This window comes from Actinomyces sp. ZJ308 (assembly GCF_011752065.1).
Lineage (GTDB): Bacteria > Actinomycetota > Actinomycetes > Actinomycetales > Actinomycetaceae > Actinomyces.
The window spans coordinates 60,691-78,538 of the sequence record NZ_JAAIJY010000013.1; the positions used below are offsets into that span (position 1 = coordinate 60,691).

13 protein-coding genes are annotated in these 17,848 nt (G+C 72.6%); 7 read left to right on the forward strand and 6 right to left on the reverse strand.

The genetic code is table 11. From position 1 onward, the window contains the following. Positions 1–51: 51 nt before the first annotated feature. Together HCR68_RS07285 and HCR68_RS07290 are read right to left on the reverse strand one after the other, a co-directional pair. The gene (locus HCR68_RS07285; protein WP_167148149.1) at positions 52–663 is read right to left on the reverse strand and encodes an NAD(P)H-dependent oxidoreductase; all 612 of its coding nucleotides are present in this window, start codon (positions 661–663) and stop codon (positions 52–54) included. Beyond that, positions 663–1,220 carry a TetR/AcrR family transcriptional regulator gene (locus HCR68_RS07290; protein ID WP_167148151.1) on the reverse strand — a complete coding sequence of 186 codons (558 nt, stop codon included), beginning with the start codon at positions 1,218–1,220 and terminating at the stop codon, positions 663–665. The genes HCR68_RS07285 and HCR68_RS07290 overlap by 1 nt, the downstream gene beginning before the upstream one ends. An 842-nt stretch (positions 1,221–2,062) precedes the next feature. Between HCR68_RS07290 and HCR68_RS07295 the strand changes: the two genes are divergently transcribed. After that, a complete protein-coding gene (locus tag HCR68_RS07295; RefSeq protein WP_167148153.1) occupies positions 2,063–4,087 on the forward strand; it encodes a DUF885 domain-containing protein in 2,025 nt (674 codons plus the stop codon). Between the two features lie 681 nt (positions 4,088–4,768). Next, positions 4,769–5,653, forward strand: coding sequence for a glycosyltransferase (locus HCR68_RS07300; protein ID WP_167148155.1), 885 nt, complete (start codon positions 4,769–4,771; stop codon positions 5,651–5,653). A 195-nt stretch (positions 5,654–5,848) separates the two neighbouring features. Here HCR68_RS07300 and HCR68_RS14445 read toward each other — a convergent pair whose 3' ends face one another. Together HCR68_RS14445 and HCR68_RS07310 are read right to left on the reverse strand one after the other, a co-directional pair. Continuing rightward, on the reverse strand, positions 5,849–8,458 hold the full coding sequence (locus tag HCR68_RS14445) for a hypothetical protein (RefSeq protein WP_279586978.1): 2,610 nt from the start codon (positions 8,456–8,458) through the stop codon (positions 5,849–5,851). A gap of 26 nt (positions 8,459–8,484) precedes the next feature. Then, complete coding sequence (locus HCR68_RS07310) at positions 8,485–9,405, reverse strand: fructosamine kinase family protein (protein ID WP_167148157.1); 921 nt, start codon at positions 9,403–9,405, stop codon at positions 8,485–8,487. A 244-nt stretch (positions 9,406–9,649) separates the two neighbouring features. On the opposite strand from HCR68_RS07310, the gene pheA reads away from it, so the two are divergent. Together pheA and HCR68_RS07320 are read left to right on the forward strand one after the other, a co-directional pair. After that, positions 9,650–10,594, forward strand: coding sequence for a prephenate dehydratase (pheA, locus tag HCR68_RS07315; RefSeq protein WP_167148159.1), 945 nt, complete (start codon positions 9,650–9,652; stop codon positions 10,592–10,594). Between the two features lie 434 nt (positions 10,595–11,028). Then, positions 11,029–11,607 carry a low molecular weight protein-tyrosine-phosphatase gene (locus HCR68_RS07320; protein ID WP_167148183.1) on the forward strand — a complete coding sequence of 193 codons (579 nt, stop codon included), beginning with the start codon at positions 11,029–11,031 and terminating at the stop codon, positions 11,605–11,607. Between the two features lie 243 nt (positions 11,608–11,850). Here HCR68_RS07320 and HCR68_RS07325 read toward each other — a convergent pair whose 3' ends face one another. Next, on the reverse strand, positions 11,851–12,813 hold the full coding sequence (locus HCR68_RS07325; RefSeq protein ID WP_243858986.1) for an alpha/beta hydrolase: 963 nt from the start codon (positions 12,811–12,813) through the stop codon (positions 11,851–11,853). Between the two features lie 691 nt (positions 12,814–13,504). On the opposite strand from HCR68_RS07325, the gene HCR68_RS07330 reads away from it, so the two are divergent. The 3 genes from HCR68_RS07330 (at position 13,505) to HCR68_RS07340 (ending at position 16,427) form a co-directional block, all read left to right on the forward strand. After that, a complete protein-coding gene (locus HCR68_RS07330) occupies positions 13,505–14,695 on the forward strand; it encodes an ATP-binding cassette domain-containing protein (protein ID WP_347878316.1) in 1,191 nt (396 codons plus the stop codon). Next, on the forward strand, positions 14,692–15,405 hold the full coding sequence (locus HCR68_RS07335; RefSeq protein WP_167148163.1) for a methionine ABC transporter permease: 714 nt from the start codon (positions 14,692–14,694) through the stop codon (positions 15,403–15,405). The genes HCR68_RS07330 and HCR68_RS07335 overlap by 4 nt, the downstream gene beginning before the upstream one ends. A gap of 149 nt (positions 15,406–15,554) precedes the next feature. Beyond that, complete coding sequence (locus HCR68_RS07340) at positions 15,555–16,427, forward strand: MetQ/NlpA family ABC transporter substrate-binding protein (RefSeq protein ID WP_167148165.1); 873 nt, start codon at positions 15,555–15,557, stop codon at positions 16,425–16,427. Positions 16,428–16,647: 220 nt separating this feature from the next. On the opposite strand, the gene HCR68_RS07345 is transcribed toward HCR68_RS07340, so the two are convergent. Beyond that, positions 16,648–17,844 carry a glycerate kinase gene (locus tag HCR68_RS07345; protein ID WP_167148167.1) on the reverse strand — a complete coding sequence of 399 codons (1,197 nt, stop codon included), beginning with the start codon at positions 17,842–17,844 and terminating at the stop codon, positions 16,648–16,650. Positions 17,845–17,848 lie beyond the last annotated feature (4 nt).

Sequence of the window (17,848 nt, forward strand, 5' to 3'; positions counted from 1 at the left end):
GGGCTGGGAGGGTCAGCCGGGCAGCCGGCCCTGCGCGGCCGCTCACCCGGCCTACTTCACCGCGAGGCGGGCGACGTGCTTGAGGTGCTTCTTGTGCTGGCGCCGGCCGGCCTTGCCCACCTTGCCGAAGTTGACCCAGGCCCGCCTGCGCATGCCCAGCTGCTTGAGGGCGGCGCCCAGGAACACCGAGCTGACGTAGTTGCCGCAGAACCGGCGCAGGAACCACGTGGGGGAGGTCGAGGTGGTGAGCACCAGCACCTGCTGGATGTGGCCCAGGTGGCCCTTCACCCCGGAGGCCGTCGCGTGGTAGGCCCACCCCTGCTTCATGACCTTGTCGACGAAGCCCTTGACGATGGCGGGCACGTCACTCCACCAGATCGGGCAGATGACGATGATGCGCGAGGCCTCCTCGATGAGCCTCTGGTAGTGGCTCACCAGCGGGTCCAGCGTGCCGCCCTCGCGGAACAGGGCCAGCTCCTCGGCCGTGTAGCGCGGGTCGAAGCCGTCGGCGTAGAGGTCGACGACGTCGTAGGGCCGGCCCGCCTTGTCCAGGGCGGAGGTGGCGGACTCGAGCACGGCGTGATTGAAGGAGCCGTCGTAGGGGTGGGCGTAGACGATGAGGGTCCGCTCGCCCGTCTTCCTGAGAGTCTTCCTGGCTGTCATCAGCTGTCTCCTATCGTGACGATGGCGCGCAGGGCTGCGCGGATGAAGGTGGTGTCGGCGGTGGCGGCGCCGGCGGCGATGAGCTGGGTGTAGCCCTGTAGACAGGACCACACCAGGAGGTGAAGCGGTTCCGGGTCGGTTCCCCGCTGCGCGGCCAGGCGCTCCACCTCGCCGCGGGTCAGCGCCAGCAGCGGGTGCTCGTCCAGGCGGTCCAGTGCGGCGATGGCCGCGGGGCTGACCTGGTTGAACTCGAAGAGCCGAGGGTGCTCGGCGGCCAGCTCCACCAGAAGGGACCCGATGCCGACGAGCGACTCGATCGGGTCGTCCCGGACGAGGGCGCCGGCGCGCTCGCCCAGCGAGGAGGACAGCTGGCGCGCCGCGGCCTCGAAGAGGCTGGTCTTGGACGGGAAGTGCTTGTAGCAGGCGGGCGTGGTCACCCCGCAGGCGCGGGCCACGCCGCCCAGCGTCACCTCGCTCCACCCGTGGACGTCGATGAGATCCAGGGTGGTGTCGATGAGCCGCTGACGGGTGTCCGTGCTGCGCCGGTCAATCCTCACATCAAGTAGGTTAACTTAGTTTACCTAACTGTCAAGGGCGGTCGCGGATGTCGCGTCGAGGTGCCGCCGGTGCTCACGCATGGCTGCCCGATGTCAACCACGAGTGACCACTATGTGGTCGGCGCGAGGTCCGTGAGCTCGTCCCCCGAAGGTCTTGGCCCTCGTCCTGTTAACGTTGCCAACCGCGGCTGCGCAACGACGTCGGACGGCCGCCGAGAACGCCTCCGACCGGAGCGGACGCGCGCGGATATCGGTACGGGTGAACCGCGGGGCCAGGACCTTGACACTCCTGTCTCGGCGGCCTTGAATCATCTCAAGTCCATCACAGCACGACGAACGCCTAGCACCGGGACGTCCCGGCCCGTCCGGCATGAAAGGAGCACTGATGACGCGTACCGCCTGCGGCTCCGAACTGCGGTCGACGCCGATGCGCGTCACCCTGCCGTGCTCGCGCCGGCCGGACTGTCGGCGCCATCGATGCCGGTCGACCGCCACCCATTAACGATCTGTTGACGATCCGCTGACGCCCCGGACGTCAGTGTCGGCCGGAAGGATGCGGAGAGCCTCGGTTCTTCGAGTCCACCGCCGAGGAGTCTCGCTCAGGCTCGTCGTTGAGTCTCATCAGTCAAGGCTCTGATTCAGTACCAGTTCCCGCCAGCGCCCATCGTTCGCCCGTCGTCTCGAGGCGGCTGAGGGCCGCCACCCAACTCATCCAGTTCTGTTTGCCGTCAGATCCATGATGCCTATGGACCTTTACCCGGGTTCCTGGCACCCTGGTGGGACGGCAGCGTCGCCGCCGGGCCCGCCCGCCATGCGGCGAGTGAAGCGAAAGGCCTGTTGTCATGACCACTGACCCCGCGAACCGCCATCAATCAGGAGCCGCTGCGCCTCCGACCGACTCCCACGAGCAGGACGCTCGGAGCGGTACAGCGGACGTCACGCCTGCGCCCGTCAGCCGCCCGGTCAGTACCGGGCCGCCCGAGCGGCCGCCGGTCCACCCCCAGCACCCGAGCTCGGGAACCTGGCGCGCCGTCAGCACGGCCGGCGCTCCCTTGAGCGTGCGCGAGGTGGAGGCGGCCGCCTCCACCGCCCCGGCCGCTCACACCTCCGCCCAGGCCGCTACTCGCTCCTCCGTCCGCTCCCCCTCGGAGACCGCCGCCGCCGGCGTCGTCCTGCGAGACCTCGCCGATGAGTACGCCCTGCTCCTGTGCGCCCATGACCCCGAGGCGGCCGCCCGTACCGGCCTGCCCGGCGGAGCCATCCTGCCCGACTACTCGCCCGCGGGCCTGGCCGAGCGACTCAGCGCCGAGCGCTCCCTGCGTCACCGCGTGGCCGCCGTCGACCGCTCCACCGGGGCCGATGAGCTCCTGCGCCGCCACCTCCTGGAGCGCCTGGAGACCTCCATCCAGTTCATCTCCGCCGGTGAGGAGGGCGGCAACCTCGGTTTCCTCTCCTCGCCCTTCCAGCGGATCGCCCACCAGCTGCACCGGCCTCCCGAGGCCCCCGACCGCGCCGGTACCGAGGAGGCCGATCTCGCCGAGGCCGAGGCCAAGTGGGAGGACGCCTGGAACCTGCACCGCACCCGTCTGGAGGCGCTGCCCGCCGCCCTGGAGGGGCTGGCCGCCTCCCTGGCCGTCTCCGCCGAGGCCGGCGCGATCGCCCCGCTCAGCCAGGTCGACGTCGTTGCCGGTCAGGCGCGCGACCTCGCTCGGCGTCGCACCCGGGGCCTGCCCGAGGACCTGCCGGCCACCCTGCACGTCCAGCTCCAGGAGGCCGACGTCGCCGCCCGCCGCGCCGCCCTGGACTTCGCCTCGCACCTGCGCACCACCTTCTCGCCGCGCGCGCCGCAGGCCGAGGGTGTCGGTCCGCAGCGCCACGCCCTGTGGATGCGCCGCATCCTGGGCACGCGGATCAATCCCGAGGAGGCCTACGCCTGGGCCACCGAGGAGCTCACCCGAGTCATCGCCGAGCAGGACGCCATCGCCGCCGACATCCTGGGCCCCGGCGCCGACGCCTACAGCCTCAATCGGCACCTGCGCGCCGACCCGACCCAGGCCCTGCGCCCGGGGGACTACACCACCTGGGCGCAGGAGGTCGCCGACGAGGCGTGGGACGCCGTCGTCGGCCGGGTCCTCGACCCGCCCGACGGCCTGGGGCGCCCGTGGGTGCGCCTGGGCGAGCCCGGGGCCGGAGCGGTCCACTACGAGGAGCCTCGCGGAACCGGCGGGGAGCGCCGGCCCGGCATGATCCTGCGGTCCCTGGCCGACGGCGAGCAGCTGGTGTGGCCGTGGATGGAGCGGACCACGGTCCTGCACGAGTCGGTTCCCGGGCACCACGTCCACGTCGGTGCGCACGCCACCAGCACCCGGCTGACCGCCTGGCAGCGCTACCTCGGCTCCGTGCCCGGCTGCGACGAGGGCTGGGGCCTGTACGCCGAGTCCCTCGCCGACGAGCTCGGGCTCATGCCCAGGCCCGAGGACCGCTTCGGCCGCCTGGCGGCGCGCCGCTGGCGACTGGCCCGGGTGCTCGTCGACCTGGGCGTCCACTCCCGGCTCCCCGTGCCCGACGACGTCGCCGCCCTGCCCGGCGCGAGCCGCGAGTGGAACCGGGCGACCGTGACCGCCGTACTGCGCCACCACACCGTCATCTCCGAGGGGCGCCTGCGCTTCGAGGTCTCCCGCCACCTGGGTTGGCCGGCCCAGCCGCTGGCCTACGCCGTGGGTGAGCGGGTCTGGCAGGCCGGCCGGCGCAGCGCCCAGGCGCAGGCCCGCGCCGAGGGCGGCGAGCTGGACCTGCGGGCCTTCCACAACCGGGGCATCGACCTGGGCAGCGTGGGGCTCGATCTTCTCGCAAACGCCTTGCACTGACCTGTACGGAAGATGCAGAAGATGAAAGAGGGGTCCGGTCGCTCGTCGGCCGGGCCCCGGGCGCCCCGGGGCGGGATCCGAGCGGGGACGTGCTCGCCCTCAGGGCCTGGAGACTCGAGCCGCCGTGGAGTGAGAGCCTTCACTGCCTGCGCAAACGCGACTGATCAAGACACGGTGCGAGGTGGGTGGACCGTGGCGGGGCAAGGGCGTGCCGGGGCGGCAGGGGTGTCGCCCCGGCACACGAAAGGACGCGTGATGCGTCGGCGGAACCCGGCGCCGTTGACGGGCTCCATGTCTTCACTGTGCCACGGGAATGGGGCGTGACGTGCCGAAACAGGTAACTTTAGCGGTTCACCGAGGAAACATGACGTTTTGCAGCAAGAATTGTCGGTTTCTCCGGGGACCGTTGTCCCATGATGAAGGTTTGACACAAAATCACTGAAGAAGCTCTGGGTGCGGGGTGTCGCCCTCCCGGCCGTCCGTGTGCTCCCGGCGTGTCGCGAGGGGAGGGCGGGGGTGCCCCCGGGGTGTTGCCGGCGCGGGGATGGCCCGTGACGATCCCCAGGATGTCGCAATAAATCGTAGAAAATCGGTGAACTTGACGGGCCTCACAAAAAAGGTGTGCGACAACGGGGTGCTCAGGAGTCGGCCGGAGGCCGTGACTCTGGATACCCTGGTGGTGTGAGTCCCACCAAGCGCCCCGACCAGCGCGTTGCCGTGGTCATCCCCGCCAAGGACGAGGCCGAGCGCATCGCCACCACTGTTCGGGCCTGCCGCTCCATTCCACGGGTGGACCTCGTCATCGTCGTCGACGACGGCTCGACCGACGGAACCCAGGACCACGCCCGCGCCGCCGGCGCCGTGACGGTCCGTCACTCCGTCTCACGCGGAAAGGCCTCCGCCATGGAGACCGGGGCCTCCGTCGTCGCGATGCGCGACTACGTGGACGGACCCGCCCGGCTGCTGCTGTTCGTCGACGCCGACCTGGGCGACTCGGCCGCCTCCTGCGCCGAGCTGGTGCCCCCGGTGGTCGACGGCGTCGCCGACATGTCCATCGCGGTCCCCCCCAAGCAGGCCGGGGCCGGCGGGCGCGGCCGGGTGGTACGCGCCGCCAGGCGGGCGATCTCGCTGGCCACCGGGTGGTCGCCCGTGGCGCCGCTGTCCGGCCAACGATGTCTGAGCCGCGAGGCCTATGAGAAGGCCGTGCCCCTGGCCGACGGCTGGGGAGTCGAGGTCGGCCTGACGATCGACGTCCTCGTGGCCGGGCTCGCGGTCATCGAGGTTCCCTGCGACATCACCCACCGCGTCACCGGCAACGACCGAGCCGGCACGATGCACCGGGCCGCACAGTACAAGGATGTTCTGCGTGCTGTGGCCCAGCGCAAGCTGCGCCGCCACCGGGTGCAGCGCCACCTCTTCGAGAAGGCGGCCGCCGAGCAGGACCACTTCTTCGCCTACCGCGCCGTGCCACGACCGTCCACGTCCGACGACGACGTCGAACCCGACGGGAGGCGTCGTGATGCCGACGGCCCGCAGACCGCCGAGTCGGAGGCCGTCGACAGCTGACGCATGACGCGCCGAGCGCGCGTCCGGGCACCTGCTCCACGAGGTCCGGGTGGTACTGGCCAGGGGATGGCCGCACTGCACGAGCCCCCGCTCCACGTGGAGTACACCCATGTCCCGGCCAGTAGCACCCCGGGCTCGTGCAGTACCGGCAGGGCCCCACGAGCGCGACCATATCCACCTGACCGACGCAACCTCTCAGTCGGGGTGGTGGGGCAGGTGCCGGCGGGCCGTGACGGATTGTTCCCGATCCATGCCGGTGCCGGCAGATGCCAGCAGGAGTGCCAGCAGGGCGGGGGCGGCAGCTGCGAGGATGAAGGCCGCCATGGTGACGCCGGAGTCGTTGACCAGGACGGACACGACCGTCAGCACCCCCAGCGACCGCAGCGCCGTCGTCCCCCAGTGCGCGGACGGGGACACTCCACGCGGCGGGGGACCAGAATCCCGTCCCCCGCCGCGCGACATGTCCCCGTCAGTGGTGGAGGCGAGCCAGGCGTAGGGGCTGGTGCCGGCGCGCCAGGCCCGCCCCTGCCGGCGCAGCCACCACAGCACCGCGGCGATGAGCGCCAGCGCGCAGGCCAGGCCCGCCGCGGCCTCAGGCCTCGTCACGAAGGGGCCGACCAGTGCGTACGCCTTGCGTTCCAGCACACCCGCGGCTGAACCGTCCGCCACCTGACGGGCGAAGCGCCCCAGGTGCGTGGGCCCGCCCGGCCGGAGCAGATCGACGACGGCGAAACCGCCCACGACCAGGACCGTCGCCGCCCCGATGGCCAGCCAGCGCCACCGGCTCAGACGCAGGCCCGCCAGGCCGGCGCCGAGGAAGGCCAGCGTCGGCACCAGGGTCAGGGCGCCGCCCACGTCCGCACCCAGCTGGGGGGCGCCGTCGACGACCAGCGCCGCACCACCCAGCAGACCGGTAAGGACCAAGGCGGCCCGGCGGCCGCGGCCCAGCGCCTCCCAGGCCCCGGCGATGACGACGACGAGGGCGCCCGCCACCAGCGCGAAGGCCGTGTTGGAGACCCCGTAGAAGCGACCCGAGACCACCGCGTTCATGCCCAGCGGATTGTTGAAGGCCAGGTGAGCACCGGCGGCGGCATCCACCAGCCAGGCCAGCGGGATCGTCGCCGCCACCAGCAGCGCCACCAGGGCGGCCCGGGCGGGCGGCGGAGACGGCGAGGCGGGCTCGGGGCTGGTGGCTTCGGCCTGTCGGGGCGCCGTGTCGGGGAGCTCCGGGGAGGTCTGGGATGGCACGGGGTCGGCGGATCCGGCCGGCCCTGGGACGGTCGCGGCGTCGAGCCCCGAGGAGGAGGGCGCGGGCGAGGCGAGCGGGCGGCTGCGCCACCGGTGCGCCGGCGCCACGATCCCGGCGGCCAGGCCCACGACGCAGGCAGCGATGACCACGGCCGCGGTCAGGGCGGCGGCCGGCGCCCACGCCGAGGGAGATCCCTCCCGGGATCCCGCTCGCCACCACGGGACGGCGTTGACCAGCAGCAGCGCCGTCGGCAGCGCGCTCAGGACGATGGCCGCCCGGGCGACTCGGCGACGTACCGCCGGGCGTCGGTCCGGCTGGGGCCCGCGCAGCGCGAGGGCCGCCCAGACCAGCAGCGCCGCGGCCGACACCACGAGCAGGACACCGGTGGGCAGCACCGTCAGCTGTGAGGCGCGGGCGTGCAGGGCGTCGTCGGCCAGCCGGGTGATGCGGGCGTCGTCGGGAGCGGCGGTGGTGTCGGCAGCCGTGGCGCTGGCCTTGCCGGTGGCGGGCAGGCTCAGCGCCTGGCCGTCGAAGGCCGGGTCCTTGCGGCCGGTCAGGGCGGTGGTGAGGGTCGGGGTCAGGTCGGTCAGCTGGGCCAGGCCTGCGCGGTGCGTCGATGTGCCGACGACCAGTCCGCCGGAGCTGCCGCGCGCGCTCGTCGTCCCCGCCGGCAGCACCGCCATCTGGGGGCCGGGGGCCTCGTCGTCGGCCAGGGAGGCGATGAGGATGCGGGTGCCGGGGCGCGCCTGCTCCTGAACCGTGCGCAGAGCCTCGTCGAGGGCGGTGATCCGCTCGGCGTCGGTGGAGGCGCCCTCGGCGGTGTCGACGATGGTGAGGTCGGCGCCGGCGGACAGGGCCTCGGGCAGGGAGGGGGACGAGGATGCTGGAGAGGCGGTGGTGCCCGGCGAGCCCTCGGGGGCGCCGGTGGCGAGCTGTGCCCCGGGGCCGACGGCCACGATCGAGACGTCCTGTCCGAGCGTGCGGACCAGGGGGGAGACGTCGTCGGAGGCGGAGGGGGCGACGGGGCCGGTGCAGGAGGCGGTCGGTCCGACGGCGCTCGCGCGGGCGCCCCGGCCCAGGGTGAGCCAGCCGTCGGCCGGGCAGGTGCGGTCCGCCGGGGTGCGCACGGCCAGGTTGATCGGCTCGGCCTGGGAGGCGAAGGACAGCAGGTGCGCCGCCGCTGAGCCGGCCCCACTCGTGCCGGCCTCACTCGTGCTGGGATCGTCGCCGGTGGAGGCGTGAGAGGCCTTCGCCTGCAGCGTCGCCCAGGTGAGGTTGCCGGTGCCCAGGACGACGACCGGCGCCGGCTGCGAGAGCTGATCGGAGTGCAGGGCGCCGGAGGCGGCCGGGGAGCCGGGGCTCGTCACGGGGGAGCCGGGGGAGGCCGCAGCGGCCGGGGCGAAGGGCGCCGGTTCTGCTGATCCGGCCGGGCCCGCCGGGTTCGCGGCGGCGAGGGCCGATCCCACCATCGTCAGGATCATGCCGATGACCACCAGCAGGACCAGGACGTACACGACCGCGCGTACGAGGCGTTGTTGGCGTCGTGGAGGTCTCACTCGACCAGCCTACGGGCCGGCGCCGCTCACAGGTACTGGCGGGCCACGGCGACCGCCTCACCGCCATAGCCGCCGCCGAAGAGGAAGGCGTGAATCATGATGATGTGCCACGAGTGAAGGCCGACCCGCTCGCGCCAGCCCGCCGCCAGCGGCGAGACCTCGTGGTAGGCCGCGTAGATCCGGTCCAGGTAGCGCTGCCCGAACACCCCCAGAGCCGCCAGGTCGGTCTCGGCGTGCGCGCCCTGCGCCATGGGGTCGATGAGTACCCCCACCACGGTGGGCCGCCCGGCTGAACCGCCGGCGAGAGCCCGTTCGGAGGGCTCCTCCCGCGGCCCCAGCCCGGCCCGCGGCGGCGCCCACTGCGCGGCCTCGTCGGCCGGGGTCCACAGGACGTTGCCGCACCACAGGTCCCCGTGCGTGCGGGCCACCGCGACCCGCGCCCCGCGCTCGCGGGCGCCGGTGCGCACCAGGGCCGGCTGGTCGGTGTCGAAGTCGCCGTCGCGCAGGCGCTCGCACAGCCGCTCGATGACGCGGGCCCCGCCGACGCTGATCGATCCGTTGTCCCGACTGGGCTGCAGGTAGGGCAGGATCCGGTCCTCGGCGTAGAACTCGCCCCAGCGGCGCGGCTCGCCATCCTCGGCGGCGTGCGGTCGCAGACGGATGTCCGAGCGGCCCATCTGCGCGCGGCCGTCCCACCCGGGAGGCGCCGCCCCGAAGGCCGGGGCACCCGCCGCGTGGGTCACGGCCAGTGCCCGCCCGAAGGCCTCCGCCCCGGCCGGTGTCACGCTCGTCGTCGTCAGTCGCGGCTCCTCCAGCCAGCCCGGGCCGCTGGTCACCGGGACCACGTGCGCGCCACCGTTGGGCATCGCCTCGGCGAGCCAGGTCAGGCCCTGGGCCTCCAGGGCGGTGGAGACCGGGCCGTCGTCGTGCTTGCGGAAGACGCTCATGGCCCCAGCCTGCCAGGCCCGCCGCGGCTGCGGGAGGTGGGGCGCCCGCCAGCGCGGGGTCGCTCCTGCCGACGCCGGGCTCAGTGCGGCTGCGGAAGCGCTGGAGGCGGGCCGCAGAGAAACCAGTCGGGACCGGGCGTTGCTGTGCTTGCCACATGCCCGTCGCATGCTCACCGCATGCCCGCCACATGTCACGGAGCAGCCGGTTCCGGCCGACCGGCCCGGACCTGGCTACCCTGTGCCCATGACTGCTCCCGCTCCGCTCTGGTCCTTCCTCGGGCCGGCCGGCACCTTCACCGAGATGGCGCTGCGCCAGGTCGCCCCCGTCAACGTCGAGCTCGACCCCTGCCCGGACGTGCCCACGGCCCTGGACCACCTGCGCGAGCGCACGGTGGAGGCCGCCGTCGTGCCCATCGAGAACTCCGTCGAGGGCGGCGTCAACGCCACGCTGGACAACCTCGTGGCCTCCACGCCCCTGGTCATCGCCGCCGAGATGGCCGTCCCGATCACCTTCGTGCTGGCCGGCCGACCCGGCACCCGCCTGGAGGACGTGCGCGCCATCTCCACCCACCCGCACGCCTGGGCGCAGTGCCGCGGCTGGGTCCACCTCAACCTGCCCGAGGCGGTCTACGTGGCCGGGACCTCCACCTCGGCGCCCGCCCGCGCGCTGGCCGCCTCGACCGAGGACACCGGCTTTCAGGCCGTCCTGTGCAACCCGCTGGCCGCCAAGGAGTACGGGCTGGAGGTCATCGCCGGAGGAGTGGCGGACAACCCCGACGCCGTCACCCGCTTCGTCAAGGTCACCCGGCCCGGCCGCGTGGGCGAGCCCACCGGCGCCGACAAGACCACCCTCCTCGTTCAGCTCCCGCACGACCGCTCCGGCGCGCTGCTGGACATGCTCGAGCAGTTCAGCGCCCGCGGCGTCAACCTCTCGCGCATCGAGTCCCGACCCGTGGGCGACTCCCTGGGGCGCTACCGCTTCTCCATCGACGTCGAGGGGCACGTGCGCGAGGAGCGGGTCCAGGCCGCCCTCATCGGGCTGCACCGCACCTGCCCGGTGGTGCGGTTCCTGGGCTCCTACCCACGGCTGGACGCCCGTCCGACGGCGGTGCTGGCCGGCACCAGCGACAAGGACTTCGTCGTGGCCCGCTCCTGGGTCGCCGACGTCCTCGACGGCCGCGCGCTGTAGTCCTGCCCGCCCCCGCTCGCGTCGCCGGCGGGGACCTTTTGCGCGGCCGGGGACATTCGACGCCGTCGGGGACAGGAATTCTGCACCCGACGGCGTGACACGTCCCCGTTTGCGCACCGCACGCACCCGGCCGGGCAGAATGTCCCCGGCTGTGTGGCGGTGGCGGGTTCTGGGGGTGGATGCACCACTTGTGGGAGGAGTGGTTGTGTCTGGGGCTCGGTTTGATGCGAGTGTGCATCGTGATGCGGTGGCTCGGGATGTGGGGTGCCGGCGCGTCAGGGCCAGGCCGGTGGACAGGCGCCCGGGGCGTGCGCAAGGCTCGGGGCGTGACCACCCCCGACGCCAGCACCGAGACAACCACGACACCCTCGCCCGCCTCCGCCGCCCCGGCCTCCTTGCCTCGACGTCGCGGCTCCGGGCCCTACCGCGTGATCATGGTGTGCACCGGCAACATCTGCCGATCCGCCATGGCCGAGATCGTCCTGCGCGACCGCCTCGCCGCCGCGGGCGCCCCGGCCTCCGGGCCGGGCGGCGTGGTCGTCACCTCCGCCGGCGTCTCCGACGAGGAGCGCGGCAACCCCATCGACTCCCGGGCCCGCCGCGTCCTGCACGAGGCCGGCTACGGCACCGGCGCCGACGACGTCTCGCGCGCCACCGGCATCGCGATCACCTCCCACACCGCCCACCGCATCACCGACGCCGAGATCGCCAAGGCCGACCTCCTGCTGGCCATGACCGACTCGCACTGGAACGTGCTCCAGCGTCGCGCCGCCGGCCTGGGGGCGGAGCCCTCCCGGATCCGCATGTACCGCGAGCTCGACCCCGCCGCCGCCCGACAGGCCGAGGACGTCGCCGCGGATCGGGCCTCCCGCAGCGTCCTCAACGTCCCCGACCCCTGGTACGGCACCATGGCCGACTTCGTCGACACCCTCGAGGTCGTCGAGCGAGTCAGTGACGAGCTCGTTGACGATCTGACCGCCCGCCTCGGTGTGGCCGGTGGCGATGACCGCTGACTGACTCGCGAAAGTGTCACAACTGGCGACTTTTCGACTCGATCTCGACGGGTGCTCGCACAGCAGAAGCGCTTTGACGTGGGCATATGCGTCAGATTCGGCTGTATGCGGCTGACCGGAGCGCGTTGGTGCAGCGGAAAAGTCGCCGACAGTGACAGATTCACACTCGCGGATGCCGAGCGGGGGCCCCGGGAGCCCCCGCGGTCCGCCTGCAGGCGCGATCCGCTGAGGCGGAGCGCAGGCTCAGTGCAGGCGGTTGTCCAGCCAGCGCGTGACGGCCTGGAGGTACTCGGCGCGCGCCAGCGGCCCGGACAGGGCCAGGTCGTGGACGCCCTCGGGGATCTGGCGGACGGTGACGTCATCGCCCAAGTACTGAGCTCGGTCGATGATCTGATCCACGTCGAGGACCACGTCGGAGCGCTGGGCCTCCTCGAGGCTCGCCCTCACGCCGCCGCTGACCGTCGAGCAGCACACGAGGATCGGCACCCGGATCCCCAACCCGTGGTGGACCTCGCGCTGCAGGCGGCGGATCCCTGCCAGGAACCCGGCCCGCACGGGGAAGGACGGCGCAGGCTTGAGCGCCAGGTCCCAGTCCCACTCCCCGCGCCAGCGCCGGTGCAGGGCCGCCACGTAGTTGTCCTCCTCACCGCTGCCGGGCTCGCCGATGACCCGCTCGGGATCCCGCCGCGAGATGAGGTCCACGAAGGCCGACCCGTAGGAGCGCACGAGCGCCGAGCCGCGCAGGTCCAGCCACGGCGAGTTGAGCACGACCGCGTCCACGGTCCCGGGATGGTCCGCCGTCCAGATGACCGCCTGCAGCCCACCGGTCGAGTGCCCGTTGAGGACGACGACGTCGTGCCCGTGCTCGGAGCGGATGATGCGCAGCGCCTCGGAGATCTCCTCGTCGTGGACGCGCAGGTCGCGCACGTCGTGCGGGGAGGCGTGCCCGACGCCGGCGCGCCCGCAGGCCCGCAGGTCCAGCGCGTAGAACTCGTAGCCGGCGTCGAGGTAGGCCTGGGCCAGGTGGGTCTGGAAGAAGTAGTCGCTGCGCCCGTGGAGGTAGAGGACCGCGCGCGAGTGGCGCGGCGCGCTGGCCCGGCCGGCGGCCTCGCGCTGGAAGACGAGCACGGCGTGGTCGGCGCCGGGCGCCTTCGTGGGCGACTCGGTCACCGGGATACGGCGCGCCACCCACGGCTCGCCCAGGATGTCGGGCGTGAGCGCGCTGCCGGAGGCGCTGGACGCCGCGGCCGCTGCGGGAGAGGCGCTCGCGGCACTCGTCGAGGCGGCGAGCGGGCTCACCGGTCCTGCTGCCTCCTTCCCCGTGTCGGCTGCGTCGGCCGGGCCGACGGCGTCCGGCACCTGAGCCGGGGCCGGGGGAGGAGGGACGGGTCCCAGACCGGGGGGAACCGTGCCGGGCGTTGTGGGCGCGGGTGAGGGCGGCCTCGACGAATCCCCCGCGGCGGGTCCGGTCTGGGGCTGATTGAGGGTCGGCTCCGGCGTCGGCTCGGGGGAGGTCTGATCTGAGGTCGCACTCATGAGCCGATCCAAGCACGCCGCCCTGGGCGGTGCGAGTAGCGTCGCCGATACGATACCTGGGAATAACCAGAACGTTGCTGAAACGTGGGTGAGGCGCAGGCTGAAGGGCGCGCGGCGCGGTTCGGCCCGGCTTGCGGTGCGGAGTGCGGAGAGGCGAAGAGACGGTGCCGGCAGAGGCGCGGCGGGGTGCAGTGCCCAGGCGGCACGAGGTCGGCTCCGGAAGGGCTGGAGGAGCCAGACGTGACCTAGGTCCCTTGGCCGCGTCCTCGCTTGCGCCGCCGAGGAGACGCTGCGTATTTTACTCGTGACCATCTAGAGCAACCGAGAGACCTGGCTCGACGACATTGCAGCAACCCCCTTCATGGTGCGGGTGCTTCCGCCAGGAACGATGGAGGAGTACGTGAGCACACCTGACCAGTCGACCGCCGGCTCTGACCGGCGCGAGGGCGACGACCCCGCCGGCCCGCAGCGCGTCGAGCATGAGGAGGGCGTGAGCGCCGACCTTCGGGACTCCGATCCCCAGGACTCCGGGACGGACACCTCCGGCTCACCCGCCAAGCCCATGATCTCCCTGCGCGACGTCCACAAGGTCTACCGTCTGCGCAGCGGCAAGGAGGTGCGGGCCCTGGACGGGCTCAGCCTTGAGGTGGCCCCCGGCTCCATCCACGGCATCGTCGGGACCTCCGGGGCCGGCAAGTCCACGCTCGTGCGCTGCCTGACCTCCCTGGAGCGCCCCACCAGCGGGCACGTGAGCGTCGACGGCCAGGACATGACCGCCCTGTCGGCCGCTCAGCTGCGCGAGGCCCGACGCCGCATCGGCATGGTCTTCCAGCACGCCAACCTTCTGGACCAGCGCACCACCGCCCAGAACATCGCCTACCCGCTGGCGCTCGCGGGCGTGGCGGGCGGGCAGCGGCGCCCGATCGTGGAGCGCATGCTCGACCTCGTCGGCCTGGCCGACCGCGGCGGGTCCTACCCCTCCCAGCTCTCCGGCGGCCAGAAGCAGCGCGTCGGCATCGCCCGCGCCCTCGCCGACGACCCGGCCGTCCTCCTGTGCGACGAGCCCACCTCCGCCCTGGACCCGGAGACCACCCGCTCCATCCTCGAGCTCATCAAGAGCGTCCGTGACACCCTGGGCCTGACCGTCATCATCATCACCCACGAGATGAGCGTGGTCCGCCAGGTCTGCGACTCCGTCAGCCTGCTCGAGGCCGGCAGGATCGTCGAGAGCGGCCGGCTGGAGGACATCGTGCTCGACGTCGACTCCCGCCTCTCGCGCGAGATCGTGCCCTTCCCGAAGGTGCCCGAGGCCGCCGTCGCCCACGGGGAGAGCGTCATCGACGTCTCCATCACCGCGCACCCGGGCCAGCCGGCCGCGGTCGCCCTCATGTCCATGGTGGCCGAGCTCGGCGGCGACATCGCCGCCGGCGTCTTCGAGACGATCGGTGAGGCCCAGATCGGGCGCCTGGCCGTCACCGTCCCCGGCCCCGACACCGCCCAGGCCGTGAGCACCCTGCGCCAGGCCGGTATCGCTGCGGAGGTCCGCTCATGAACTCGATCCTCCTCCCACTGGCCCAGGCGGCCCTGCCGAGCAGCCGCACCTGGTTCGACAATCCCGTCATCCAGCGCAAGCTCGGTGACGCCCTGATCGAGACCCTGTCGATGACCTTCGCGTCCGGGGCCCTGACGATCCTCTTCGGCCTGCTGCTGGGGCTGGCCCTGGTCTCCACCGGTCAGCGCGGCCAGTTCCGCAACCCGCCCATGTACTGGGTGCTCTCGCAGATCGTCAACATCGGTCGCTCCATGCCCTTCATCATCCTCATGGTGGCCCTCATCCCGATCACCCGGATGCTCGTGGGCACCTCCCTGGGGTGGCAGGCCGCCTGCGTGCCGCTGACGATCGGTGCGATCCCCTTCTACGCGCGCCTGGTGGAGACGGCCATCAACGACGTCGACCACGGCAAGGTCGAGGCCGCCCTCATGATGGGCGCCTCCGGGACGCAGATCACCTGGGGCGTCCTCGTGCGCGAGGCCCTGCCGATCCTCATCCAGTCGGCGACCGTCACCATCATCACGCTCCTGGGCTACTCCGCCATGGCCGGCGCCGTCGGCGGCGGCGGCGTGGGCGACCTCGCCATCCAGTACGGCTACCAGCGCAACCAGGTGGACGTCATGGTCATCACCGTGGTCGTCATCGTGGTCATCGTCGGCATCATCCAGCTCGTCGGCGACATGCTCAGCCGGCTGGTGAACCACCGCTGAGGCGATCACCAGCCGGGTAGGCGCACCGGGACCGGCACGGGCCGGTCCGGATCGGTCCCGATCAGTCCAGCTGCGTCGTCGGCCCCAGCACCGTCAGACTCTCTTCTCCCCCGTCATCGGGCCCACCCGGCCCCGCGAAAGGAACCACCATGTCCTCCTCGTCCTCCTCCATCTCCCGCCGCACCGTCGTCGCCGGCGGCCTGGTCACCGCCGCCGCCCTCACCCTGGCCGCCTGCGGCTCCAGGTCCGGCAAGAACGGCGACGTCCAGGGCATCAAGGTCGACGGCGACACCGCCACGATCACGATCGGTGCCACCCCCAAGCCCCACGTCGAGATCCTCCAGTGGGTCCAGGACAACCTCACCGAGGGCTCCGGCATCAAGCTGGACATCAAGGAGATCAACGACTACCAGACCCCCAACTCCTCGCTGGACGACGGCTCGCTGGCTGCCAACTTCTACCAGACCCCCAACTTCCTGGAGCAGCAGAACAAGGAGAAGGGCTACGACTTCGTCTCCATCGCCGACGTCCACATCGAGCCCATGGGCATCTACACCTCCAAGGGCTACAAGGACGTCAACGAGATCCAGGACGGCGGCACGATCGTCCTCAACAACGACCCGGCCAACACGGCCCGCGGCCTCAAGCTCCTGGCCGCGGCCGGGCTCATCGAGCTGGACAAGTCCGCCGAGCTGCCCAGCGACACCGACGTGACCTCCAACCCGAAGAACCTGAAGTTCACCACGGTCGACGGCGCCCAGGTCTACAAGTCGATGCCCGACGCCGAGGCCGCGGTCATCAACGGCAACTACGCCATCGAGGCCGGGCTCAACCCCAAGGAGGACTCCCTCTTCCTGGAGAAGGGCGGCAAGGACTCCGAGTACCCCAACCAGCTCGTCGTGCGCAAGGACGACAAGGACAACGAGCACCTCAAGAAGCTCGCCTCGCTCCTCAACGACGCCAAGCTGCGCGAGTACATCACCACGACCTGGCCGAACGAGGCCGTCATCCCGGCATTCTGAGGCCGGGACCGGTTGCGGTCGGCCGGCTGACGGCTGGGCCTGCCGCGGCCGGTACCGTGCGCCTCTTTCGCCTCGTGCCTCCTTACGGCCGGGGACATTCGACGCCGTCGGGGACTTTTTCTCCTGGCCGGGGACATTCGACGCCGTCGGGGACAGAAATTCTGTCCCCGCACGCGCGGAATGTCCCCGGCTGGAGCGGACTGCGCCCGGCCGCGCCGGTTCAGGCGGCGATGGCGGCGCCCAGGAGGATGAGGCGCAGCGCCCGCTCGGCGGCGTCGGTGACGAGCTCCTCAGCCCGGGAGACGGCCTCGGGCAGCTCCATGGGGACGGGGATGATGCCCATGACGGCGTCGATCCCGGCGGCGTGGACCGCCTCGGAGCCGCGACCGATCGAACCGGCCAGCGCGATGACCGGCTTGCCCGCCAGCTTGGCGCGCCGCCCCACCTCGGCGGGGATCTTGCCGCGCGGCGTCTGGAAGTCGACGGCGCCCTCGGCGGTGATGACCAGGTCCGCCTGAGCGATCTGGGCGTCGAGGTCGACCCCGCACAGGTCGGCGTCCATGAGCACGTCGAAGCGCGAGCACAGCCGGGCTCCCAGCCCGGCGGCGAGCCCGGCGCCCAGGCCGCCCGAGGCCCCGGTGCCCGGGCCGGTGAGCAGGTTGCGGTGGGCCGCCTGCGCGGGGAAGGCCTCCGCCAGGAGGCCGGCCCAGTGGACCAGGCCCGCCTCGAGGGCCTCCACCTGCTCGGGGCTCGCCCCCTTCTGCGGCCCGAAGACGCGGGCCACGCCGCGCTCGCCGGTGAGGAGGTTGTGCATGTTGCCGGCCACGAGGACCTCGACGTCGCGCAGGCGGGGATCCATGCCGGAGGTCTCGATGCGCCGGACCCGGGCCAGGTTGGAGCCGATCGGGTCGACCTCGTGGCCCTGGGCGTCCAGGAGCCGGGCGCCCAGGGCCACGAGCGCCCCCGCCCCGCCGTCGCAGGTCCCCGAGTCCCCGCAGCCGATGATGATGCGCCGGGCCCCGCCGTCGAGCGCCACCGAGATGAGCTCGCCGACGCCGGTCGTCGTCGTGGCGCCCGGGTCGCGCATCCCGGTGGGCACCAGGCGCAGGCCCGCGGCCGCGGCCATCTCCACCAGCCAGGTCCCCTGGGCCGAGCCGCCCAGGCGGGCCAGGTAGGAGTCGACCGGCTCTCCCACGGGGCCGGTGACGCGCGTGGTGACGAGGTCGCCGCCGGTGGCCCGGGCCATCGTGGCTGCCGAGCCCTCCCCGCCGTCGACCAGGGGCAGCTCGACGACGACGGCGCCGGGCAGGAGCCGGCGCACCCCGGCGGCCACCGCCCGGCACACCCCTTCGGGTGAGAGGCTCTCCTTGAAGCCGGAAGGGGCGACGAGGATACGGGTGGGTACGGATGTAGGCATGACT